Origin of the sequence: Winogradskyella maritima (assembly GCF_042650215.1) — a bacterium.
In the GTDB taxonomy this organism is placed as follows: Bacteria; Bacteroidota; Bacteroidia; order Flavobacteriales; family Flavobacteriaceae; genus Winogradskyella; species Winogradskyella maritima.
This window is the reverse complement of sequence record NZ_JBHSAT010000004.1, coordinates 755,996-779,894: the sequence shown is the minus strand read 5'-3', so window position 1 is coordinate 779,894 and position 23,899 is coordinate 755,996. Positions and strand designations below refer to the sequence as shown.

The window sequence follows — 23,899 nt, the reverse complement described above, 5'->3', positions numbered from 1 at the left end:
TATTAGTTTTATGTTATGCCAAAATCCAAGTTCTATAAACGATTACTTATTCTTAGATATAAGCATATTTCTGAAAAGAACTTTACGTTTCTGCTGAGTGTGCTTATTGGCTTACTCGCAGGATTGGTTTCTGTATTCATCAAGAATATCACGTATGGTATTGAATCACTTTTACAAGCATTTACGGATTGGACTACAGTTTCGCTCTATTTTATATTGCCGATTATCGGACTGTTTTTAGTTTACCTTTTTGTAAAGCATATTTCTAAAACACCTAGTGGCCATGCCATCCCGAATATCCTTTTCGCTTTGTCTAAGAAAGACGGCCTGATTCATCGCAGAAATATGGTGTTGCCTTTTTTTACAGCGCCTTTAACTGTTGGATTTGGAGGGTCAGTCGGACTTCTTGGGCCAGCAATTGCTTCTGCATCTGCAATAAGTTCTAATTTAGGTCAATTGCTTCATATTAATCGGAAAACCAGAACACTGCTTATAGGATGTGCTGCTGCAGGTGCTATTGCTTCCATATTTAAGTCCCCGATTGCAGCTATCATTTTCGCGATTGAAATTTTTAGTTTGGACTTGACCTTTGCTTCTTTGTTACCCTTATTGATGGCTTCGGTATCATCGGTATTGACCTCGTATTTTTTTCTTGGCGACGAGGTACTTTTCAAATTTACGGTAACTGAAAAATTTCAGATTAGTGATACGTTATTCTTTATTATTCTAGGTGTTGGGACGGGCTTTGCTTCCATCTATTTTACTAAAATCCATTTTGCGATAACGGAATTATTTCAAAAGATAAAATCTGCTAGAGGTCGTTTGGTGATTGGCGGTTTAGCCATTGGATTAATGCTTTATTTTATTCCGCCGCTATACGGTGAAGGCTTCGGCTTCATAAATGATTTAATGCTAGGTAATGACCTGCAAGCTTTGGGAAGTACGCCTTTTGATGAGCATTTGGATAGTATTTGGATGGTCATTGCTCTACTCATTGGCATTACTTTATTTAAAGCTATTGCTATGACCACGACCTTTGCCGCTGGTGGTACTGGGGGAATCATTATCCCAACTATGGTTATGGGCTCCGCTTTGGGCAACGTGGTTGGTAAAATCATCAATAATTTAGGCTTTGGATTTTCAGTATCGGAATCCAATTTTACTTTAGTTGGTATGGCAGGATTGATTGCTGGCGTCCTCCATGCACCGTTGACCGCAATTTTCTTGATTGCTGAAATAACGGGTGGCTACGAGCTTTTTGTCCCATTGATGATTACGGCATCCATGTCCTTTATTATCAATAAGAATGGATTAGACCATACCATTTACACCAAGGAGCTTTCAGAAAAAGGCTTATTACTTACGCATAATAAAGACAAAAATGTACTAACGGTGATGAAACTGGATAATGTGATAGAACGCAATTTCATCCAGCTTCATCCCGAAATGAGTTTAGGCACCATGTTGAATGAAGGCGTTTCCAAATCGAGTCGTAATTTGTTTCCCGTGACTCTAAATGATGGTAGTTTTGTGGGAATTATTCTTTTAGATGACATCCGAACGGTGATGTTTGACCAATCTCTTTACGAATCCACAACCGTTGAAACCTTTATGCATAGTCCACCTGCATTCATCTTTTATAATGAGGACTCTATGCAAGTTATCATGAATAAATTTCAAGATACTGGCGCTTGGAATCTTCCTGTAATCAAGGATGACAAATACTACGGCTTTGTTTCAAAATCGAAATTATTGACCGCCTACCGTAAAGAATTGATTAATTTTACATCGTGAATCGACTTATCTTCATACTACTACTTATCTGCCTTGGTTGCATCATCGGTGGTTTTGTTTTCGATTTAGAACACTCCCAAAAATTTATTGGTTTTGGGGTGCTCGGATTGTTTTTTGTTGTGTTTCCTTTATTCATTTATCACCGCTGGAAAGACAAGGATTTTAAGGACTATATGCTTACCCAAGAGAACATTGAGAAGATGAAGCAAAACCAAAAAGAGAAAAAATATTGACCTTCAATAGTTCAAAAAGAAACATTAATTTAACATTTGAATTATTTTTTGCCTTATCTTTGAGGCTAATTTTTATTTTATTACATAATGACTGGAACAGTTAAATTTTTTAATGACTCTAAAGGATACGGATTCATTACCAACGAAGAAACAGGAAAAGACATCTTTGTCCATGTATCAAATCTTGATGGCGTAGAGCTAAGAGAAGGCGATAACGTAGAGTACACAGAAGAAGAAGGAAGAAAAGGACTTGTAGCTGCAAACGTGCAGGTACTGTAAGTATATTTTTTACAAGGTTTCAACGCTCAACCGATGGTTGGGCGTTTTTTATTTAATTTAAATTCCGTTTTTCAATAAAAAAACGTTTCAGTAAGGTTGAAGCTTCGTCTTCCAAAACACCTTTGACTACCTTTGTTTTAGGATGCAGTTGAGCGCCCATTTTAATAAATCCTCTATTATCATCTGACGCGCCATAAACCACTTTAGAAATCTGGCTCCAATACAAGGCACCAGCACACATTTGGCAAGGCTCTAACGTTACATACAAGGTGCAACCCTTAAGGTATTTGCCTCCCAAAAAATTAGACGCCGAAGTTATGGCCTGCATCTCGGCGTGGGCAGTAACATCATTTAGTAGCTCGGTAAGATTATGCGACCGGGCAATGATTTTATCCTTAATTACAATAACAGCACCTACCGGGATTTCACCTTTTTCAAAAGCAGTTTCTGCCTCTTGCAGGGCTTTCTTCATAAAATAAGTGTCGTCGAAGGGGTTTATCATTGTCCAAAATTAGAAAAATACTTCAATATTTTACTATAAGAAAAATCTTGGGGTTTTATGTAGCTTTGCTATGTGCAAAAACCACTGTTAGACCATATCAACTTCCCTAAAGACCTAAGGCAATTACAGCCCGAAGACTTACCGCATTTAACTAAAGAACTTCGGGATTTTATCATTGACATTGTCGCTACTAAAGAAGGCCATTTGGGTGCTAGTTTGGGTGTTGTGGAATTGACGATTGCCTTGCACTACGTTTTTAACACACCTAATGATATTTTGGTTTGGGATGTGGGGCATCAAGCCTACGGCCATAAAATCCTAACAGGTCGCAAATCAATTTTTCATACCAACCGGCAACTTGGTGGTATCAGTGGTTTCCCGAAACGAAGCGAAAGTGAGTACGATGCTTTTGGCGTTGGTCATTCCTCAACATCTATCTCGGCGGTACTTGGAATGGCGATTGCCTCTCAAATCAATGGCAATACAGACCAACAACACATTGCCGTTATCGGAGACGCCTCTATTGCCAGCGGTATGGCCTTTGAAGGCTTGAATCACGCCGGCGTTACAAATGCCAATATGCTCGTTATTCTTAATGATAATGCCATTGGCATTGACCCAAGTGTTGGCGCCCTAAAGCAATATTTAACCAACGTAAAAAAAGGAGAAAAGACACAAGACAATATTTTTGAAGCTTTAAATTTTAATTATTCAGGTCCCGTTGATGGTCATGATTTAGATGCTTTGATTTCAGAATTAAAACGACTTAAAAAGATTGAAGGCCCCAAGTTTTTACATGTGATTACCACCAAAGGGAAAGGCTTGCAAAAAGCCGAAGCCGACCAAGTAAAATACCATGCCCCAGGAAAGTTTGATGCCAAAACAGGTGATTTACAACCAAGTAGTTCAGCACATTTGCCACCTAAATTTCAAGATGTGTTTGGGAAAACTCTATTAGAACTCGCCGAGACCAATCCAAAAATTGTAGGGATTACACCGGCAATGCCAACAGGTAGCTCCTTAAAATTGATGATTGATGCAATGCCAGACCGCGCCTTTGATGTAGGCATTGCGGAACAACATGCAGTGACTCTATCGGCTGGAATGGCAACTCAAGGTCTAATCCCGTTTTGCAACATCTATTCTACCTTTTTACAGCGGGCGTACGACCAGATTATTCATGATGTGGCTTTGCAAAAACTCCCTGTGATATTTTGTCTAGACCGCGCCGGATTGGTAGGTGAAGACGGGGCGACCCACCATGGCATGTTCGATTTGGCTTACTTAAGATGCATTCCAAACTTAATCATTGTAGCACCAAGAAATGCCATTGAATTACGCCAACTCTTATATACGGCCCAATTAGGCTTGGACTTACCGATTGCCATCCGTTATCCTCGTGGCCGTGGACAAATTAAAAATTGGAAAGTGCCTTTTAAAAAGATTCACATCGGAAAAGGGGAATGCTTAAAGAAAGGGAAAGAGCTTGCGGTATTGACTATCGGAACCATAGCGCATAATGCCGAAATTGCTATTGAAAATTTGGATGAAAACGAAAGCGTTTCGCATTATGACATGCGCTTTGTAAAACCATTGGATGAAGCCTTGTTGCATGAGATTTTCAAGACTCATAAAGCCATTATTACCGTAGAAGATGGAACGGTAGTCGGTGGTTTCGGGAGCGCCATATTAGAATTCGCATCTGCGCATGGCTATACGATTCCTATTAAAGTATTAGGTGCGCCAGACGCCTTTATAGACCATGGTAAAACAGAGGAATTGCAACACCACATTGGCTTGCGTCCTGAGCAAATTTCCAAAGTTATCAAAGAATTAATCTTCAGTCTCTAAATCTGTGGTTGCTAGATTTTCTGTATCCGTTTTAACCTTTGCTAACTCTTTTTGTGTAGGGTAATTGAGTTGCGATTCACCACTATAGGTTAAGTCATCGATAATCAATAAACACGCAACTACGGCAAAAAAGATGACGAGTGCACCGAGTATATTATTTTTCATATCTCAAGATTTGGGGTTTTGAGATTCTAAACTAAAGCATTATATCGTTTAAAAACAAATAAATACGATGAAATGCAATTAATTTAACATTTGTAAGCTAGACCAAACTACCTTTCAGCCTGTGGTACAGCGACATAGCGTTAGAGTCCGATAATTTGGAAATGTATAAACAGACTGCCATTAAGTTGTTATACAAGCTTTTATCTGAGAGCTCTACGCTTTCTGGCAGTGCTTTGACAACCAAACTTTGATAATTAGATAAGTTGTTTTCTAGTTTTGCTTGTGCTACATCCGTAAATGTTTCCAAAAGGCCGTCTAACACTTTATAGCCGGCTAACTCTTTATGAATTACTTCCTTAGATTGGTACACATTTTTAATGCTTATTGAAATGATATCTTCAATTTGTGCCTTGTACTGACTAACATCTAAAAGCGCTTGGTCAAAAGTGCCGTTAAGAATGGCCTCTTCATTTTGCATAAAGATGGAGACCGCTTCATTAATCAGCGTATTTATTGCCAAAGCCCGAAGATAACTCACACGGTCTTGCGTGTTTTTTAAAGCTTGATATTTCTTAGTATTGATAGACGATTTTACCAGTTTTATGAGGTATTCCAAAGCGTATTCCTCTTCAATCAAACCAAGATTGATACCATCTTCAAAATCGATAATGGTATAACAAATATCATCAGCGGCCTCTACTAAAAAGGCCAAAGGATGACGACAATAAGAGGTGTAATCTTTAGAACGTGACAGTAATCCGAGTTCTTCAGCCACATCTTTGAACGTACTTTCTTCAGATTGAAAAAAACCAAATTTTTTATCCGCAATATGGCTGGTTGGTTTCTTTGGCAACGAGGCTTTTGGGTATTTCATAAAAGCGCCTAAAGTGGCATAACTCAAACGAAGTCCACCTTCTCGGCCCGTTCTGCTTTCGGTTAAAATTTTAAATCCGTTAGCATTACCTTCAAAATCACATAAATCTTGGTATTCAGCATCTGAGAGTTTTGATTTAAAAGCCATTCCTTTTCCCGATTTGAAAAATGAACCGATAGCCTTCTCGCCTGAATGGCCAAACGGCGGATTACCAATATCATGTGCCAAAGCGGCGGCGGCCACAATAGCTCCAAAATCATTCATTTGGTAGCCCAAAGACGTTTGGAGATGCGGGTGTTTTTCTAAAATAAGACGACCTACTTGACGTCCTAAAGACCTTCCGACAACGCTCACTTCCAGACTATGCGTCAAACGTGTATGCACAAAATCGGTTTTAGACAATGGCACCACTTGTGTTTTATCTTGAAGGCTTCTAAACTCCGTAGAAAATATAATTCGGTCGTAATCGACTTCAAAACCCAGTCGGGCTTCATCCTGTTCTTGTCTTAACCGTTTATTGGTATCGCCGTAGCGTTTTAAGGATAGTAATTGTTCCCAGTTCATATCGCAATATTAGACTAGCAAGATAAATAATGCCCCTAAAATCGAAGAAGATAAAAGAGGCAAAATTGAATAAGTTTTCAAAAGGGCTTGTTTAGTTCTTATCTAGCAATTCGTAGCCTTGATTAATACCTTTTTCAATAGCTGGGACACCGCGTTTCATCCAAACCGGCATTGGTGCACCTTTCAAATAGTAATCGAAATACTGTTGCATTCTAATATTGAAATCCTTTCGGTTTTGCATTTTTAATGGCCAATGGGGCTCTTCGTTATAATTTAAAAACCAAGCTGGTTTTTGAAGACGTCTTAAGGCCATAAAGAACTCAATCCCTTGATACCATGGTACGTGGCCGTCCGCATCGTTATGCATAATTAACACTGGCGTATTGATTTTATCGATATTAAAAATCGGAGAGTTTTCAATGTAACGCTGTGGATATTCCCATGGCGTACCTCCGATTCTACTTTGGGTATGTTCGTATTGAAACTGTCGGCTAAGCCCCGTCCACCAACGGATACCACCATAGGCACTTATCATATTTGGTACTGGAGCACCGGCTTCAGCGGCCTTGAAAATATCAGTTTCTGTAACCAAATACGCAATTTGATAACCTCCCCAACTGTGTCCTTGTACACCGATATTGTCCTTGTCTATAAATCCTTTTTCGATTAAAGAGGTGACGCCTGGAATCACACAATTGTAGGCCGATTCACCCGGATAACCATCACGATACTGCACATCCGGATTAAAAATAACATACCCTCTACTCGCATAAAAACTATAATTTATAGTGGAGCGCCCAGGATTTGGTGTTTGATGTCTATTCAAGCGGTCAGAACTTCGCTCATAGAAATTGACAATCATTGGGTACTTTTTGTTGGGGTCGAAATTTTCAGGTTTAATGAGCATTCCTGTTAATTCTATGCCATCCAATGAGATCCAATTTATCAATTCTGCAGTTCCCCAATTGTATTGTGATTGTTGCGGGTTTGTGTTGGTTAACTTTTTTTCGGATTTAAAACTTAAATCTGAATATTGAATTTCAGGATATTTTTCAAAAGATTCTTTGGAGTAAATAACGTCGTCAGATAATCTCGCTTTTTCTAATCTAGAATACGCATACGGTCCGGAAATAAGGGTTTTCAGGTTTCCGTTTTTCAAATTGAGTGATGCAAAACCAGACGCTTTTGTGTTTTCATTGAATTGCGACAGTATCCATTGGCCTTCATCTGGCAGGAAACGTTCTTCGCTGTCCAATTCTAAATACCTGTATACGGTTTTACTCGGTCGTCCATTGGTAAGGCGTTCTCTTTTTCCGGTATCTGGATTGAAGAGCCATAAATCGTAACGGTCGTATAAAATAATTCCTGCATCATCCTTAGCCCAACCAGCTACACCGTAAGACCACGGGTTACTCGGTGAGTCGTGTAACTCATTGTAAAATTTTCTACCTTTTGTCAGCTCCATGTATTTTGAATTCGAAAGGTTTACAGCAACCCAGGTGCTGTCACGCATGTGATAGCCATAAGCGTATTTCGCTTGGGGGCTCAATCGCATTCCACCTATAAAATCTCTGGCAATGACCTTGGTTGCGCCTGTTTTTACATCTACAACCGTATAGTCTCTTGCTGTACCGCCATCCCATTGTTGGTTGATTTCGTAGGGTGCATTGGTATTTACCAACGCAAGATTGGCATTGCCTTCGTTACCAATTTCAATATCGGGATATTCGGTGGTTGCCAATTGGGTGATATTGTTGGATTCTAAATCCAAAAGCGTATAGTAAGATTTCTTTTTGTCGTTTTCAACCTGAAGCTCTTGTACGGTATACAAAGTCGGCTCATCATAGGTCCAGACCTCAACATTGACAATTTCCTCATCGATTAAAGTCGTGTCTTTTACCACTGGTGGGGTTGCCAAACCGAAATAGAATTTAGATTCGTCTTTTGAAAAATAAAGACTTCCATCTGAAGACACCCGATAACCCAAAGGTGCTGAACTCGCATCTAAGTGCTTAACTGCTTGATTTTGGCCTTTTCGCCACACATACAGTTCGTTAGGTCTTACTTGAACTTTGGTGGTATCCGCATCGACGACAAAGCCCAGGTTGTCGCCTGTTTCACTGAAACTGAGTTGGTAATATTTTGCTTTTTTTGCCGTGTGTAATTCGGTAGTTTGATTGTTCTCAAAATTTAAGACATAAACACCGCCATCCGAGTCATTATCTTTCCCTGTAGTTGTATACGCCAGACTTTTACCTCGCTCCGCAAAAGTATAATCCTTTACAAATTTAATGGTGTCTTGCTTACCCGTTGCCAAAGCGCGAACGACTAAATGGTAGCCATTGTCTTTCTCGACTTTTTTTGGCTTTTTCGTTTTGTCATCTTTAGGTTTTTCGTCTTTGGTTTCGGAACTATCTGTCGCTTTCTTTTCGGGTTTAATGTCTTCTAAAAGATATGCGATGTGTGACGACCATTTTTCAGGCATCTTGTACGACTTTACATTGGCAATTTTGGTTAGCGACTTAGTATTGAGGTTGTAAATACCCAAGCTGTCTTTTGGCATTTTATCCTTTTTGGTCTTTTTTCGTTTTAATTCAACGATAGAATCTTTCCAAGGTTTAACCGAAAACAAGGCATATTTTCCGTCGTAGGTAAATGTACCTCGCTCGCTTCTTTCGTGTTCAAAAACTAGGCTTCCGGATGACGATTTTATCTTCAAATTATTGTCCTTTTCGCCTTTTTCAACTTGGTAAAGCACATAGCTACCGTCAGCAGAAATGGTTCTATTCTGAATGGTATTCCAAATATCGTAGTCTTTATGGTCTAGGACTTTTTTTTGGGCGAAGAGCGTTCCAGTCAATGCGAAACACAACAGCAAGCATTTGATTTTCATGATTTAGCGTTTAGTGAGTTACACAAATATAGCGGATTAGCCAGCATTTTTCAATGTTACCAAATTGTTTCTTAACTGAGGATTCTCTTAATGTTTCTCTAACCATTAGCTAACCTTTTCATCACTCATAGATAATTTTGGATTAACCTCTAAGCTATAGTTGTGTGGTTTCTTTGAACCATCAATTATAATGACACTAATGACTAAATTATATACACTTTTATTTGCTCTAGTAACTACGCTAGCATTTGCCCAAAACACAGGCTCTATTGCAGGTAAATTGATTGACAAAGAGTTTAACAACGAACCGCTTCCGTTTGCTAACGTTTTAATTAAAGGCACAACAACAGGAACAACATCGGACGTTGATGGGCTTTATGAATTTGCCGATGTTACAGCTGGTGACTACGTTTTGGTTTTCAGTTTTGTGGGTTATGAAACCCAAGAAATCCCAGTAACCGTTGTTGCCGGAAAAGTTTCCACTGTAAACGTTACTATGGGGGCGAGCGCAGCGAGTCTTGATGAAGTTATCATTACCACAACAACACGTAAAGAGAGCGAAGCGGCCTTATTATTAGACCAGAAAAAAGCTGTTGAGATTAAGCAAAGTATCGGTGCTGAAGAACTATCTAGAAAAGGGGTTAGTGATGCGTCTGGCGCAGTGGCCAAAATCTCTGGGGTTTCTAAGCAAGAAGGTTCTAGCAACGTCTATGTTCGTGGATTGGGTGACCGTTATTTAAACACCACGATGAATGGGTTGACACTGCCTTCAAACGATGTTAACAAGAAGAATATTGATTTAAATTTATTCTCTTCGGACATTATTGAAAACGTCTCCATTTCTAAGGCGTATTCTTCAAAATTTTATGGCGATTTTTCTGCGGGTAACGTTGATATTTCTTCCAAAGACTACAAAGGAAAGGGCTTCTTTGATTTTGGAATTGGCTCTTCGGTTAATTCTGAAGCATCGGGACAATCCTTTGTAAAGAGTGAAGGCACAAGTGCTTTTGGGTTTTATAACCGTTATGATAACAATCCGTTTGCAGTCGTTTTATCCCATGGTTTTGACCCTGTTGAAGGTGGCACACCGATTAATGCCTCTTTTGGCGGGTCTTTCGGAAAGTCTTTTGATTTTGAAAACGGGTCGCGCTTAAGTTTTTATGGTACGGGCTCTTTTGAAAACGGTTATGAATATCGCAGAGGTTCTAACGTGGATTACACCAACGTAGAGAAGAAAGCTTTTGAAGATGCCGAAGAGTTTGAATATTCTACAAAAACCACCGCAATGGCAAACGCCACTTACAAATTCGATGACCAAAATACCTTTGCACTTACATCCTTATTCATCAACAATGCGTCGGATAAAGTGGGTTATTTTGGAATCGATGGTCAAGGGCGAAATCGTGATGCGATTTTAGATACCGACCAAGGGTTTTACCAAATGAACGGTCAGTTTAACCAAAACCTTATTTACGTCAATCAGTTAACAGGTAAGCACAATTTTGATAAGCTAAACGTGGATTGGGGTATTGGTTATAACCGCGTTAACGCTCATGAGCCAGACCGTAAACGTATCAGTGTTGAGAACTATCAATTTGCGCTAGATAATGACCCATCAACAATGCCGTCTTTTTATAGTAATGTTGTTTTTGATAACCAACGCTATTTCCAAAAGATTAACGATGACGAATTCAACAGCCGATTAAATTTTGCATACAATTTCAATGACGATATTAAATTAAACGTAGGCTATAATGGCCGTTCAAAAGAGCGTGATTTTGAAAATATTAGATATGGTTACGATTTGGTCAATGCCAATACGCCAATTGCTGACGTCAAAAATTTAAATGATTTCTTCACACTAGACAATCTTAAAACGTCTGAAAACCAAAATGGTCTGTATCAGCTGAGAGTCATCAACGCTGTGCCAGGCATCAGTAACACCAACAGACCTGGGCTTCCGGAAAATACATACAATGGTATGTTAGATGTCTACGCGGGTTACGCCAATCTAGAATACAAAACAGGTGATTGGTTATTTGTTCCTGGTGTTCGATTTGAAGGTATCAACCAAGACATTTCTTATGACGTAATTAACCTTGGCTCTTTAGGTAAAAACGAAGTCTCTTCAAAAGAAACAGTATTCTTACCGAGTTTAAGTGTAAAATATGCACCTAACGAAGACCAAAACTTAAGGTTATCTGCCAGCCAGACCATTTCTCTTCCAGAATTTAAAGAAGTTGCGCCGTTTGTTTACGAAAGTATTTCACAACGTATCGGTGGTAACCCAGATTTATTGGGCCGTTCTGGAGACATCAACTACACCAATGTTAATGATGTGGCTTTCTCTAAAATCTTCAATTTCGATTTGAAGTACGAATGGTTTATGAGTAAGTCTGAAATCTTCTCCATCGGTGGTTTCTACAAACAAATCAATGACCCAGTTAACCAAGTCGTAGCTTTTGATGCCACAGGAACACAGCGTTTCTTTAGAACTGGTGAAAAAGCGGAAATCTACGGTGTTGAAGTTGAATTGCGTAAAACTATACTTACGGCCGATGAGGATGATGCCAAATTATCTACAGGATTTAACGCTACTTATATGTATACTAATCAGGATTTATATGAATCCATCATCGGAACCTACAGTGTAAGTTTCAATAAGTCTGAAGAAGAATTGCAGGGTGCTTCGCCATTTATCGTAAATGCCGATATAAGCTACTCACCAACTTTCGGAAATTACAAGCCAACGGCCAACCTTATTTTCTCTTATTTCTCAGATAGAATCGACGCACTTGGTTCTGGCCAATTAGGTAACGTCATTGAAAAAGGCATCCCAACATTAGATTTTATTTTGAAGAATAAACTATCTGAAAAACTAAGCTTAGACGTAGGCATCAAAAATATATTAAATCCAACCGTTCAGTATTTCAGGGAAGGAACTTCCGTCGGTGATGTGTTAGTGACTTCTCCAAATGGAAAAGACGTCACGGATTACAAAAGAGGCATCAATGCTGGATTCAATTTGAAGTACAAATTCTAACAACAGACCATAAACCAAAAATTCATATTAAAAATTTAAAATCAATAACAATGAAACATAACTTCTTATTAGGCTTGGCCATCGTCGGAATGATTTTTACATCATGTACATCAGACGATACGGCTGACATCATCATCAACGACAATAGCGTTATAAACAATAATGGTGGTGGCAACAACGGCGGTGGTGCTGAGACAATCTTCCTTTCAGGAACATTTACCGAAGATTTAACCTTAGACCCTAACAACACCTATAAGCTAAACGGTGCTTTGATTATGGCTTCTGGGACAACATTGACTATCCCTGCGGGGACAACAATCAATGCCTTAGCTCAAGGGTCTAACATCTATATTGCTATTTCTGCTGGTGCTCAAATTATTGCTAACGGAACTTCTGGTTCTCCTATCGTAATGACATCCGACTCTTCTGCACCACAAGCTGGTGACTGGGGTGGATTGATTTTATTAGGAAATGCACCAATCAACTCCGTAACAGGTACGGCCACAGCAACTTCTGAAATTGCAAGTTTACCTTACGGCGGTACAGCTTCTGATGATAACTCTGGTATCTTAAGATATGTACGTGTACAATATTCTGGTGGTTCTGCTGATGGACAGTCAGAGAACAATGGTATTTCTTTCTACGGTGTAGGAAACGGTACTACTGTGGAGTATATTCAAGTATTTGAAGGCAAGGATGATGGTGTTGAATTTTTTGGCGGTACTGTAAATGTAGATTTTGTTTCTGTAGTTAATGCTCAGGATGATTCAATCGACTGGACAGAAGGTTATACAGGAACTATCACCAATGCTTACGTACAACACGGTGCTGAGCACGATAAGGGTATTGAAGCTGATGGATACAATACAGATATTGGTAACAACTCTGACCCTATCTTCTTTTCAAAGCCAAACGTCAACAACTTAACCATCATCGGGAACGGTTCTGACACGGGTAACGAGGCTATCAGATTACGCGCAGGGACACAAGGTATCTTTACCAATGTGGCTTTAGAAGGTTTCGCTGAAGGTTTTGACCTAGACGGTGATGCAGGTGCTACTAGCGATAACCCAACAGGAACTGGCGTTATCAATGGTGACCTTTCTGTAACAGACGTACTATTCACAGATGTGACATTGCAAGTTAAAAACGATACAGGCGAAACATTTATGGATTCTGATTTTCTAAGCGGTGTAGGTAACGGAACAGGAACAGACTACGCCACTTGGGGCGCTGGTTGGACTGTTGGAAACTAAACTTTCCTAAAAGAGTTAGTCGCTCCATATCATAAAAAAAGCATCCGATTTGGATGCTTTTTTATATACTATGATTGCTTGTTTATTTATTTGTTGCTACTGGTGTTTTTTCCGTCCATTCATTAATGCTCGCAATGACATTGTTAGAATAGTCTACTTCTTTTAAAGTGTCTCCAGACCAGTAAAACCATTTACCGACTTTCTTTCCGTTTTCATAACTCGCAGACACAATTTTATTACCTTCTTCACAATAGCTATACCAATCACCATGTAATTTACCATCCTTAGTGTAAGAACCTGTCTGACTTATTTTACCATTATCATGATAATAAACCACATCGATTAAGTCGGTCTTTTTGTTTAAGGTTAAGCTTCTTTCTTTTTGAGCAAAAGAAAATGAGACTGCTAAAATGGCTATTAAGGTGATAAACTTTTTCATATGAATTTGGGCCTTTATTATTATTACTAATCAAATTTAAATAATTTTTACATAAAATCAACAATTAGGTAACATTAAATTAACATTGGAGTGTAGTAATCTGTATTTCAATAATTTAAAATTTCTATTAGTGGGCTGTTTTAATAATATTAACTTAATGTTTAATTCATGCTGTAGTCATAAATAAGTAGGATTTTTGCCCATATCGAAAGATATCAAATGATAATACATTAGTTTTTGTCGACTACATTATCATTAGTTCAAACGGCCACTCTTAAAAGAGTGGCCTTTTTCATTGGACATTTAACATTAAGGAAACATTGAAGTTTTTTTTTATGGTGTCCTTTGCAGCGACAAAAACTAATACTTATTATGCGTTTGAGAATTATTGCCACTCTAATTTTATGTGCAAGCATTTCCACGGTTAAAGCACAAGAAATCAGTGATACGTCGTTCGGAAAAGGTCTTATAAATTTTACGGCTAAAGACAGTTCGTTTAGTGTAAAATTCGCGCCAAGATTTCAGGTGCGTTCCATCTCTTCTTGGGACCACGACGGAAATCAATATGGAAGTTCAGAACACAACTTTATAGTGCGTCGTGCACGTTTAAAGTTCGATGGTTTTGCTTATAGCCCAAAGCTTAAATACAAAATTGAATTAGGTTTATCAAATAGAGACATTGCAGGCGCAAATGATTTTAATAGAAATACACCACGTTATATTTTAGATGCTGTAATCATGTGGAATTTTGCTGGCAATTGGGAACTTTGGGCCGGACAAACAAAATTACCCGGTAACGTTGAACGTGTGGTGTCTTCTGCCAATATGCAACTCGTTGACCGTTCCCTACTTAACAGTCGTTTTAACATAGACCGTGATTTAGGCATACAGTTACGCCACAAAACAAAACTTGGAAAAGACTTCTTAATGCGTGAAAAATTGTCATTGTCGCAAGGAGAAGGGCGAAACGTGACTCAAGGAAATGAAGGTGGATTACAATACACTGCTAGGTTGGAATTTTTGCCCTTCGGAACTTTTAAATCAAAAGGCGATTATTTTCAGTCTGATTTAAAGCGCGAAGAACAACCAAAACTTATGGTTGGCTTTACGTATAACTACAATCAAGATGCCGTTAGAGAGCGAGGTTTTGCAGGTGACTATATGTTACGTACTGACGGGACACTTTATGAAACAGACCAAACTACTGTATTTGCTGATGCCATGTTTAAGTACAACGGCTTCTCTTTTATGGGAGAATATGCAAAACGAACGGCAGATGATGAAATAGCCATTGAGGCTGATGATATTACACCTACAGGAGATGTTGTATTGACGGGTAACGCTTTAAACCTTCAGGCTGGATATTTATTCAAAAGCAATTACGAAATAGCGGGGCGATATACGCAAACCAATTTTGAGGCTATTACCAATAGAGCTCCTGAAAGACAGTACACCCTAGGGTTCAATAAATTTATTGTCGGACATAAACTCAAAGTACAATCGGATATTAGTTATACTTCTGTTGATGGTAACGAAGACAATATTAGGTTTCGATTAGGATTTGATATTCACTTTTAAAATATAACAATTAGGTAACGTTGCACACGGGCATTCATCGGATATTTGCAAACCTTGATTAAACAAAAATTATGGATAATATTTACTTATTAATGATCATTGCTATAGCCGTTTTAGCTGTAGCTGATATTATTGTTGGTGTTAGTAATGACGCCATTAACTTCCTTAATTCAGCCATTGGTTCTAAGGCCATTTCCTTAAGAACCATAATGATTATTGCAAGTTTAGGAATTTTTATTGGCGCGGTATTTTCTAGCGGTATGATGGAGGTTGCACGGAAGGGTATCTTCGTCCCAGGGCAATTTGAATTCGGTGAAATCATGCTCATTTTTATGGCGGTGATGATTACCGATATTCTGTTACTTGATTTCTTCAACACGCTTGGTTTACCAACCTCAACAACCGTTTCCATTGTATTTAACTTATTGGGTGCGGCAGTGGTTATGTCGTTTATAAAAATCAATAACTCAGACACACAGACCATTGCAGATATTGCATCATACATCAATACTGAAAAGGCCATAGAGATTATCTCTGGTATTTTGCTCTCCGTAGTCATTGCATTTACGGTTGGTGCTATTGTGCAATGGGTTTCAAGATTGTTGTTTACCTTCAATTATGAACATAAAATTAAGAGTTTCGGTATCTTTTTCGGTGGCGTTGCTTTAACGGCCATCACTTATTTTATCTTCCTAAAAGGACTTAAAGGCACACCATATTACAGTGATTTAAAAGCCCTTGTTGAAGGCAATGAAATCTATATCATTATCGGTAGTTTTTTATTCTGGACATTGTTCTCATTTATTTTCGAAAAACTAGCCAAGAAGACTGTATTATTCGTAGTAATCGGGGTTGGAACTTTTGGTTTGGCTTTAGCGTTTTCTGGTAATGACCTGGTAAACTTTATCGGTGTACCAATGGCGGCGTACCATTCATATGAAGCATGGATTGCAGGTGGCATGGATGTAACAATGTCAATGTCTGTTTTAGAAAAGAAAGTACCTGCTGAACCGCTATTATTATTTATTTCAGGGGCAATTATGGTATTAACATTATGGTTTTCAAAGAAAGCTAAATCCGTAGCAGAAACTGAAATCAGTTTGTCACGTCAAGGAGAAACACATGAAAAATTTGAACCAAACGCGCTTTCGAGAGCCGTTGTAAAAGGAACGTCAAGCCTTTCAACCTATTTATCGTTTATAGTACCAAAATCCTTGCAAAATAGCATCAACAAAAGCTTTGATAAGCCTACCGTTGTAATGACAAAGGACCAAAGTATCGATGCTCCGGCATTTGATATGATTAGAGCATCCGTTAACCTAATGGTTGCTGGTGTATTGATTGCTATTGCAACATCAATGAAACTTCCTTTGTCTACCACCTACGTTACCTTTATGGTGGCTATGGGTACTTCGTTAGCCGATCGCGCTTGGGGTAGAGAAAGTGCAGTCTACAGGGTGGCTGGTGTTTTAAATGTCATCGGTGGCTGGTTCGGTACTGCAATCGGCGCTTTCTTGGCGGCAGGAACGGTTGTGTTTTTAATCAATTGGAATCCAAAGGTTATGGTTCCTATTTTATTGTTAATAACCGCTTTTCTGCTCTATAGAAATTACAAATCGCACCAGACCAAGTCAAATAAAGTTATTGAAGAAGACAGCTTAAAAGAAACAGGAAGCAGATCAGTTCAGGGTGTCATTTTAGAAAGTGCCAAAAACATTTCAAATGTTGTTAAACGAGGCAATAAAATTTACACCAATGCCGTAAGCGGATTGGCAAAACAAGACTTGGACTTACTTAAAAAGAATAAGAAACAAGTCGATAAACTGTCTAAAGAGGTGGATAGTCTTAGAGATAACATCTTTTACTTTATAAAAAACTTAGATGAAACAAGTCTAAGAGCTAGTAGCTTCTATATAAACATCTTGGGCTATCTTCAAGATATGACGCAGTCATTGGAATATATTTCAAAAGTCAGCCATAAGCATATTAACAACAATCATAAAAAGCTAAAATTTAGTCAGATTAAAGAGCTTAAAGAAATTGATGATGCGTTAGAAGAACTACTTAACGATACCAAATCAGCTTTTGATTCACATTCTTTTGAACAGATTGGTGCTATTGTTGACAAGAAGAAAGAGCTTTTCGATATGGTTAAAGCTAAAATTGCTAAACAAGTAGAGCGCACCAGAAATGAAGAGTCAAGTCCTAAGAACACTACGCTTTATTTCGGGTTACTATTAGAGACCAAAGATTTCTTAACGGCAACGATGAACTTGCTCGAAGAGTACCATAATTCGCATGACAGCTCGGTACCTCCTGCAACTATAAATACGGAAGATAACTAATACTAGTCTTTAGAATAATTTAAACCCGAAGATGAATCTTCGGGTTTTTTATGCGGTAAAGTGTCCATATGCTAGATTTTTTGTCTCTAATCGGATTTTTTAATCCATTAAACGTCTAAGATATTATACTATGCGTATATAGATTTTAAACAAAGAAAACCTAAATAAACATTATGAAGAAAATTTCAATAGTTCTTGTCACAGTGCTCTTAATGAGCTCTTGTGTCTCAAAGAAAAAGTACGTCGCCTTAGAACAGGAAAATGGAGAATTAAAAAGTGAACTGACCAAAACACGAGTCGCAAAAGAAGACTTAGAAGCCAAGTTTGCAGCTATACAAGTTAGAGTTGACAATTACAATCAAAAGATAGCCTCTTTAAACGAAGATGTTGAGGGACTTAAGATTGAAAACGATATTAAATTAGAAGTAAATGACGATGGCTCAGTAATGTCAAATGAAAGCAAGCGTAAAATGCGCGCTACATTAGCAAAGGTAGATCCAGCAGAATTGGCAAATGCTAAAACCTTGAAAGACTCTATGAACCTTGCTGTGCAATACAATTTAGCCCAAGCCATGGACACAAGTGATCTTGATGAAGATGAAGACATCGCGGTTGACATTAATGAAACTGTAGTGATGATTTCAATCTCGGATAAGATGTTATTCAACACCGGTAGTTACCGTATCAGCAACAAAGCCAATGATATTTTACAGAAATTGGCCGATGTTATTAATTCTGAAGAAAGTATCGATGTGATGGTAGAAGGCCACACCGATTCTAGAACCATAAGTACCGACAAAATTGCCGACAACTGGGATTTAAGTGTCTTGAGAGCCACATCAGTTGTTAGAAAACTACAAAACAAATACAATGTAGCTCCAAAAAAATTAATTGCTTCTGGGCGAAGCAGTTATCAGCCTTTGGTAGATAATGACACTAGAGATAACCGTTCTAAAAATAGAAGAACGCGCATCATTCTTTTACCAAATATTGATAAGTTCTTCGCACTTATGGAGGCGAATTAATCCATTGAGCTATTTGGTAAGCATCAAAGCACTACTCAGGCAACTGAGCTAGTGCTTTTTTTATACCTTTAGTTTTCAAATTTTGAAACTATGAAAATCTTCGTTTTAGCTTTTATTCTTTTCGTTGGAAGCATTGGCCAATCTCAAACCTTAACAGGAACTCAAGTTCTCGAAAAAGCCATTGCTTACCATGACCCTAACGGCAATTGGGCTACCTTTAACGGAGGACTAACCGTGGTTATGACAACCCCGAATCGAAGCCCTCGTACAAGCAGAATCACCATAAATCTCCCGTCAGAATATTTTAAAGTGGATGCTACAAGAGATTCTGAAACCACAAGTTACGAGCTAAATAAAGGCCAATGCCAAATGTTTGCAAACGGAACGCTTTTGTCCGAAGACGATGCCAAAGTCAAAAAGATGACTTGCGAGCGTGGAGACTTTATGAAAAATTACTATACCTATCTCTATGGCTTACCCATGAAATTGAACGACCCAGGCACCAACATCGACCCTAAGGTTGAACGCAAATTCTTTAAAGGCAAAGACTATTTAGTACTCAAAGCTACTTATGACGAAGCTGTAGGTAGCGATGCTTGGTATTTCTATTTTAATCCAGAAACCTACGCAATGGAAATCTATCAGTTCTACAGAATCGATGATAATGGCCAACCAAAATTAGATACCGGCGAATATATCTTGCTTACGGAAGAAACGACCATCAACGATATTAAAATGCCAAAGGTTAGAGCCTGGTATTATAATAAGAATGATGAGTATTTGGGGACGGATACCCTGCAGTAGAAAAACAACTCTCCCGAGCTGGCTTTACAAACATTCAGAAACTAAAGTTGCTCTAATAGTTATTGCTTTTATTAGTTATTGGCATTAATATCTTAGCCTTTACGATATAAGATTTTTTACTCGAGACCGAATAATCCAGATTTGGAAAGCTGTCTAGAAATAACGTCAAGTTGATTTCGTTCACGATCAGTATTAGACGTTCCGAAAAACGCAATTACCAAATCTTTTGCGGGTGATATGTAAAGGCCTTGCCCCCCATGTGCACCTTTATAAAAATCACCATCTTCATACACGGCACTCCATTGGTAGCTACTATATATTGTTTCCCCCGTATGACGTGATTCCTTTTTTAGATTTTCGTTTACATTACGGATGTTAGCTAAGTGCGCCTCGGAAATTATTGGATTGGCACTTTTTCTACCACTTGGTGTAAAAGTAAGACCAAATCTAGCCAGATCCCGAAGTGATGTTGACAATCCATCTAGGTACGAAAGAGAGAGGCCGTTTATATTAATTGCTAAAAGAGCACTATGTTCGGCACCAATCTTGTGCCAAATTTCCTGTTCCAAAAAATCACGAAAAGTAAGCCCACTCATTTTTTCGACCAATAGCGTTAATAGCATAGCATCGGCATTGTTAAATTGGTGCTCAGTTCCTGAAGGTTTAGCAGATTTTGCAGTAGCTAAATCTTGTACTGGGTCAAAACTAGCCTCAAAGATATCCAAAGATGCTCGATCAATTCCAGAACTCATGGACAATATATCTACAATAGGTACACCTTCCCAACCGGAATCCTTAAGCTCACCAAAGTAGTGATCAATAGGTTTACTTGTATCGATTAGCCCTCTATCCTCCAAAATAGCAACAGCAGTGCTAACATACACTTGGGTTATTAGAAAATTGACATGCAAATCATCTGGGAACATTCTTGGATAGCCCTCAAATACAACCTTGCCTTTATGAATAATTATGAGACCGTTAACTTCTACTTGTTGCACATAGTCGTTTAATGAAAGTCCACCTCCTTTTTTTAAGTTCGGAGGAGTTATGAAGTTCTTCACATCGTCTCTTGGTGTTTCTTCAAGAATTTTTGTAGTGTGTGACTTGGGTATGTGAGAATGATTCTTTATTTCTGAAAAATTGAGATAAAAATACCGTTCGGTATCGCCATAGACGGTCCAACTGCCACCATCGTAAATATGTTTGTGGAAGGCGTATTTCTCTTCTTTTGTAAATCCGGTATAATTATAAGTTTCATATTTTGGACCTTTAGTGCTTTCAGTAATTGACTCCTCCTTTGATTCGTTTTTACATGAAAGAAAAACTATAGTCAAAAGTAGTATTGCTGTATTTTTCATATTTTTTTAATTAATAACGGCTTGGCTTCATACTTTCTGGGTTTAAGTTAAATGATTTCGTGTAATCAGAATGACCAAGTCAAATTCTCCTATTTTTGTCTTTAAAAAATAGATTCAATTTTATTGCTTTGGTCTTAACTTTTCAATAATCTCCGTACTCACCCAATAAATATTAGCTAGTCCAGGTTCTACATCTCTTTCATCTCTGCCAAAAAACAAATACTTACCATCAGGAGTAATTCTTGGCCCTTTTTCATTAAAATTAGTATTTATGGTAGCTCCAAGATTTGTGGGTTTTGTCCATGCTCCGTTTTTTTGTTTAAAGCAAACATACATATCATTGTCTTTACGCTCTTCATCTTGACTTTTCCCAGTAAATATTATATAATCTTGAGATGGGGAAATAAACGCATGATGGCCAAATTCGTGTTGAACTTCCTTTGGTTCTTCGAATTTGCCATTTACAAAAGGAGCATAATATGTTTTGAATTTTGACAAATTGAAATAATAAAGGTCCCCGTTTTTAGCCTGATTAGGATAAAACACCAGGTCATCATTTACAGATGAATCAAGCATTATTGCATCGCTCCAAGAATCCCCTAAACGATTGACAAACCAAATTTTTTCATCTGCAAAAGCGGCATCCATAGCTGTAAAATAAATCCTCTTACCATCATGACTCACAAACGGATGCATTTCTTCCTTTTTTTTGCCCTTGGTTAATTCTAATCTTTTAATTGGAGTCCAATTATCATCTTGGATTTTTGAGAAATAGATAGATGTTATATCGTCTCCATCATCCGCAGCAAAATACATTTCTGTCAATGTGGGAGAAAATGAAACGGTGCCTTCGAACCTTCCGTCGATAGAAACAATACCGGGCGCAAAAACTTCTGGTGTTGAACCAGGTGGTTTTTGCCCAAAATAACGATTTTCAAAATTTGGGGATTTTGGTCTTAACTTATCAATAACTTCTGTGCTCACCCAATACACATTTGATGACTCATCTTCGTTGGATCTATTAAAAAAGAAATATTTGCCATCTGGAGTAATACTCGGGCACGATTCGCTAAAATTAGAATTCACTTCCTTTCCAAAAGGGATTGGTTTTGTCCATGTACCGTCTTTTTCCTTGAAGCAGACAAAAATATCATGGTCTTTATTTACTTTGTTTCGAGTAAATACTAGCAAATACTCTTGAGATGGGGAAATAAACCCGTGATGACCAAATTCTAGTTCAACTTCCTGTACTTCGGGAAATTCACCATTTCTGTTAGGTGCATAATACACTTTCCCTTTTGAAATACTTGTGTAAAAAAGGTCTCCGTTTTTAGCTTGATTGATATAAAAAACTATATCATCATTAATAGGTGAATCAAGTTGTTTTGCATCACTCCAGGAGTCCTCTAAACGGTTGACGTACCAAATTTTCTCATCCGAAAAAATAGAATCAAAAGCTGTGAAATAAATCCTTCTATCATCAGGACTAACGGATGGATACAATTCTTCATTTTTTTTTCCATCGGTGAAATTTACTCTTTTAGCGGGAGTCCATTTATTACCTTTAAATTTTGAGAAATAGATAGATGATGCTTCTTCACCCTTTTCATGAGCTGAAAAATACATTTCATCTAAATTAGGAGAAACCGAAATAGTCGAGGCATTTCTTCCTTGGATTGAAACAATTTCAGGAGCAAAAATTTCAGGTGTTAAACCTGGTGGTTTTTGACCAAGGTATAAACTATCTTTATCTGGAGAATTATTCTTATTTGAAGTAGGTTTATCAGTTTTACATGCACTAAAAAATATTATAAGTACAAATACCGAGAATTTAATTAGTTTATTTCTCATGGTTTAATCTGTTTTATACACCTCGTTCTATTTAATCCTTAATCAATTCAAATAATAACTGCTTGTTAACAGAATCAATAGTGAGCACAAAATGACTTAAAAAATCATTTCCAATATTAGCGATCAATGGGAATTTAAGGTTAGCATAATTTTGGGACTGTTGAGCCATTTTATACTTAAAATCTATTTTTTCAAAGACATCTAGTCCATCAATCGTAAAGCTCTCCACCTCATTTTTTACTATACTTTCTTCAATCCAAGTAAATGGGTAGCCTGTATCCAAGTGTGCCAATCCTTCTTTATTATTAATTGTTACAGGAAGCCAAATATTCTGTAAATCGTCTCGGTAATTTACCTTGTATGTTTTATTTGTTATAATTGATTTCTCTTTTGTAAGTGGATTTCTTAAGTATATTTTATTCTTACTCAAATCAATGCTCACCAAGTAATCCTTAAACAATTGATAACCCATAATTCCGATTATTTCTTTTCCTCCAAGAAAATCGCCAATCTCTTTAGTATACGTCTCATGATATTGTTGAATGACTTCTGGAAATCCATAAGTACCCGTTCTTGGATTTTTTATTTCAAACCCGTTTACTTCAACACTTTTTACAGCTCCTAGTTTTGCTTTAAATTTTTCATTGGTAATTATGATAGGTACAAAAGTACCTGTATCAAATATCATCCAACCCGCTTTAGATTCACTTTCAGAATTGAACGTCACAAGAATAAAGATGTGTTTATGGTAAATGACATCCAATTCCATAATCTCACCAATTTCAATTTTAGGATTGTTTGTAGTCTTAGAAACGCTTTTAATAGACGTTAACGGTTCTAGCCTATAACCAATTACTTTTTTTGTCTCATCCTTTAAAGGAATCATCGTAAACCTTCCTGAATCCATTTTCGTTACGAAAATTGCATAGCTTATTTCTTTCCCATCTTCATTTTCCAAATATGAGTTTTCCGTAATCATTGACTGACCAAAAGTTGCATCACTTATAAGTATTGTAAAAAGAATGACGGTAAGTAATTTCATGGT

Annotated in this window: 18 protein-coding genes; 10 read left to right on the top strand and 8 right to left on the bottom strand. The window is 37.7% G+C overall.

What is annotated here, in order from left to right; genetic code table 11:
• Nucleotides 1-15 precede the first annotated feature (15 nt).
• The 3 genes from ACFOSX_RS04470 to ACFOSX_RS04460 all read left to right on the top strand — a co-directional run bounded on the left by ACFOSX_RS04470 (nt 16) and on the right by ACFOSX_RS04460 (nt 2,306).
• Nucleotides 16-1,794, top strand: a complete 1,779-nt coding sequence (locus tag ACFOSX_RS04470; protein WP_386097427.1) for a chloride channel protein — start codon at nt 16-18, stop codon at nt 1,792-1,794.
• A complete protein-coding gene (locus ACFOSX_RS04465; RefSeq protein WP_386097425.1) occupies nt 1,791-2,027 on the top strand; it encodes a hypothetical protein in 237 nt (78 codons plus the stop codon). The genes ACFOSX_RS04470 and ACFOSX_RS04465 overlap by 4 nt, the downstream gene beginning before the upstream one ends.
• 87 nt (nt 2,028-2,114) lie before the next feature.
• Entirely contained in the window at nt 2,115-2,306 is a 192-nt protein-coding gene (locus ACFOSX_RS04460; protein ID WP_386097423.1) for a cold-shock protein, read from the top strand.
• A gap of 52 nt (nt 2,307-2,358) precedes the next feature.
• Here ACFOSX_RS04460 and ACFOSX_RS04455 read toward each other — a convergent pair whose 3' ends face one another.
• On the bottom strand, nt 2,359-2,808 hold the full coding sequence (locus ACFOSX_RS04455; protein WP_386097421.1) for a nucleoside deaminase: 450 nt from the start codon (nt 2,806-2,808) through the stop codon (nt 2,359-2,361).
• Between the two features lie 72 nt (nt 2,809-2,880).
• On the opposite strand from ACFOSX_RS04455, the gene dxs reads away from it, so the two are divergent.
• Complete coding sequence (gene dxs / locus ACFOSX_RS04450; RefSeq protein ID WP_386097419.1) at nt 2,881-4,659, top strand: 1-deoxy-D-xylulose-5-phosphate synthase; 1,779 nt, start codon at nt 2,881-2,883, stop codon at nt 4,657-4,659.
• On the opposite strand, the gene ACFOSX_RS04445 is transcribed toward dxs, so the two are convergent.
• The 3 genes from ACFOSX_RS04445 to ACFOSX_RS04435 all read right to left on the bottom strand — a co-directional run bounded on the left by ACFOSX_RS04445 (nt 4,642) and on the right by ACFOSX_RS04435 (nt 9,155).
• The gene (locus ACFOSX_RS04445) at nt 4,642-4,824 is read right to left on the bottom strand and encodes a hypothetical protein (RefSeq protein ID WP_386097417.1); all 183 of its coding nucleotides are present in this window, start codon (nt 4,822-4,824) and stop codon (nt 4,642-4,644) included. The two genes, dxs and ACFOSX_RS04445, sit on opposite strands and share 18 nt — an antisense overlap.
• A 97-nt stretch (nt 4,825-4,921) precedes the next feature.
• Complete coding sequence (locus ACFOSX_RS04440) at nt 4,922-6,262, bottom strand: deoxyguanosinetriphosphate triphosphohydrolase (protein ID WP_386097415.1); 1,341 nt, start codon at nt 6,260-6,262, stop codon at nt 4,922-4,924.
• Nucleotides 6,263-6,353: 91 nt separating this feature from the next.
• Nucleotides 6,354-9,155, bottom strand: coding sequence for an alpha/beta hydrolase family protein (locus ACFOSX_RS04435; RefSeq protein ID WP_386097413.1), 2,802 nt, complete (start codon nt 9,153-9,155; stop codon nt 6,354-6,356).
• 199 nt (nt 9,156-9,354) lie between these two features.
• On the opposite strand from ACFOSX_RS04435, the gene ACFOSX_RS04430 reads away from it, so the two are divergent.
• Together ACFOSX_RS04430 and ACFOSX_RS04425 are read left to right on the top strand one after the other, a co-directional pair.
• On the top strand, nt 9,355-12,198 hold the full coding sequence (locus ACFOSX_RS04430) for a TonB-dependent receptor (RefSeq protein WP_386097411.1): 2,844 nt from the start codon (nt 9,355-9,357) through the stop codon (nt 12,196-12,198).
• 50 nt (nt 12,199-12,248) lie between these two features.
• Nucleotides 12,249-13,454 (top strand): multidrug transporter, encoded by a 1,206-nt coding sequence (locus ACFOSX_RS04425; RefSeq protein ID WP_386097409.1) that lies wholly within the window; start codon nt 12,249-12,251, stop codon nt 13,452-13,454.
• An 82-nt stretch (nt 13,455-13,536) separates the two neighbouring features.
• Here the strand turns inward: ACFOSX_RS04425 and ACFOSX_RS04420 are convergent, their stop codons facing one another.
• Nucleotides 13,537-13,893 (bottom strand): toxin-antitoxin system YwqK family antitoxin, encoded by a 357-nt coding sequence (locus ACFOSX_RS04420; RefSeq protein WP_386097407.1) that lies wholly within the window; start codon nt 13,891-13,893, stop codon nt 13,537-13,539.
• Between the two features lie 372 nt (nt 13,894-14,265).
• Between ACFOSX_RS04420 and ACFOSX_RS04415 the strand changes: the two genes are divergently transcribed.
• The 4 genes from ACFOSX_RS04415 (at nt 14,266) to ACFOSX_RS04400 (ending at nt 19,645) form a co-directional block, all read left to right on the top strand.
• Nucleotides 14,266-15,471, top strand: coding sequence for a porin (locus ACFOSX_RS04415; protein ID WP_386097406.1), 1,206 nt, complete (start codon nt 14,266-14,268; stop codon nt 15,469-15,471).
• Nucleotides 15,472-15,542: 71 nt separating this feature from the next.
• On the top strand, nt 15,543-17,816 hold the full coding sequence (locus ACFOSX_RS04410; protein WP_386097404.1) for an inorganic phosphate transporter: 2,274 nt from the start codon (nt 15,543-15,545) through the stop codon (nt 17,814-17,816).
• 173 nt (nt 17,817-17,989) lie between these two features.
• Nucleotides 17,990-18,841, top strand: a complete 852-nt coding sequence (locus ACFOSX_RS04405; protein WP_386097402.1) for an OmpA/MotB family protein — start codon at nt 17,990-17,992, stop codon at nt 18,839-18,841.
• Nucleotides 18,842-18,931: 90 nt separating this feature from the next.
• On the top strand, nt 18,932-19,645 hold the full coding sequence (locus ACFOSX_RS04400) for a DUF6503 family protein (protein WP_386097400.1): 714 nt from the start codon (nt 18,932-18,934) through the stop codon (nt 19,643-19,645).
• A gap of 116 nt (nt 19,646-19,761) precedes the next feature.
• On the opposite strand, the gene ACFOSX_RS04395 is transcribed toward ACFOSX_RS04400, so the two are convergent.
• The 3 genes from ACFOSX_RS04395 to ACFOSX_RS04385 form a co-directional block, all read right to left on the bottom strand.
• Entirely contained in the window at nt 19,762-21,003 is a 1,242-nt protein-coding gene (locus ACFOSX_RS04395; protein ID WP_386097398.1) for a serine hydrolase domain-containing protein, read from the bottom strand.
• Between the two features lie 120 nt (nt 21,004-21,123).
• Nucleotides 21,124-22,854 carry a hypothetical protein gene (locus tag ACFOSX_RS04390; RefSeq protein WP_386097396.1) on the bottom strand — a complete coding sequence of 577 codons (1,731 nt, stop codon included), beginning with the start codon at nt 22,852-22,854 and terminating at the stop codon, nt 21,124-21,126.
• Nucleotides 22,855-22,885: 31 nt separating this feature from the next.
• A complete protein-coding gene (locus ACFOSX_RS04385; protein WP_386097394.1) occupies nt 22,886-23,896 on the bottom strand; it encodes a hypothetical protein in 1,011 nt (336 codons plus the stop codon).
• Between the last annotated feature and the right edge of the window lie 3 nt (nt 23,897-23,899).

Excerpts from the sequence above, each read along its gene's own strand:
- ACFOSX_RS04445 (WP_386097417.1), bottom strand. The coding sequence starts at position 4,824 with ATGAAAAATAATATACTCGGTGCACTCGTCATCTTTTTTGCCGTAGTT.
- ACFOSX_RS04430 (WP_386097411.1), top strand. The coding sequence starts at position 9,355 with ATGACTAAATTATATACACTTTTATTTGCTCTAGTAACTACGCTAGCA.
- ACFOSX_RS04455 (WP_386097421.1), bottom strand. The coding sequence starts at position 2,808 with ATGATAAACCCCTTCGACGACACTTATTTTATGAAGAAAGCCCTGCAA.
- ACFOSX_RS04470 (WP_386097427.1), top strand. The coding sequence starts at position 16 with ATGCCAAAATCCAAGTTCTATAAACGATTACTTATTCTTAGATATAAG.
- ACFOSX_RS04440 (WP_386097415.1), bottom strand. The coding sequence starts at position 6,262 with ATGAACTGGGAACAATTACTATCCTTAAAACGCTACGGCGATACCAAT.
- ACFOSX_RS04385 (WP_386097394.1), bottom strand. The coding sequence starts at position 23,896 with ATGAAATTACTTACCGTCATTCTTTTTACAATACTTATAAGTGATGCA.
- ACFOSX_RS04420 (WP_386097407.1), bottom strand. The coding sequence starts at position 13,893 with ATGAAAAAGTTTATCACCTTAATAGCCATTTTAGCAGTCTCATTTTCT.
- ACFOSX_RS04410 (WP_386097404.1), top strand. The coding sequence starts at position 15,543 with ATGGATAATATTTACTTATTAATGATCATTGCTATAGCCGTTTTAGCT.
- ACFOSX_RS04400 (WP_386097400.1), top strand. The coding sequence starts at position 18,932 with ATGAAAATCTTCGTTTTAGCTTTTATTCTTTTCGTTGGAAGCATTGGC.
- ACFOSX_RS04395 (WP_386097398.1), bottom strand. The coding sequence starts at position 21,003 with ATGAAAAATACAGCAATACTACTTTTGACTATAGTTTTTCTTTCATGT.
- ACFOSX_RS04390 (WP_386097396.1), bottom strand. The coding sequence starts at position 22,854 with ATGAGAAATAAACTAATTAAATTCTCGGTATTTGTACTTATAATATTT.
- ACFOSX_RS04405 (WP_386097402.1), top strand. The coding sequence starts at position 17,990 with ATGAAGAAAATTTCAATAGTTCTTGTCACAGTGCTCTTAATGAGCTCT.
- ACFOSX_RS04425 (WP_386097409.1), top strand. The coding sequence starts at position 12,249 with ATGAAACATAACTTCTTATTAGGCTTGGCCATCGTCGGAATGATTTTT.
- ACFOSX_RS04460 (WP_386097423.1), top strand. The coding sequence starts at position 2,115 with ATGACTGGAACAGTTAAATTTTTTAATGACTCTAAAGGATACGGATTC.
- ACFOSX_RS04435 (WP_386097413.1), bottom strand. The coding sequence starts at position 9,155 with ATGAAAATCAAATGCTTGCTGTTGTGTTTCGCATTGACTGGAACGCTC.
- ACFOSX_RS04415 (WP_386097406.1), top strand. The coding sequence starts at position 14,266 with ATGCGTTTGAGAATTATTGCCACTCTAATTTTATGTGCAAGCATTTCC.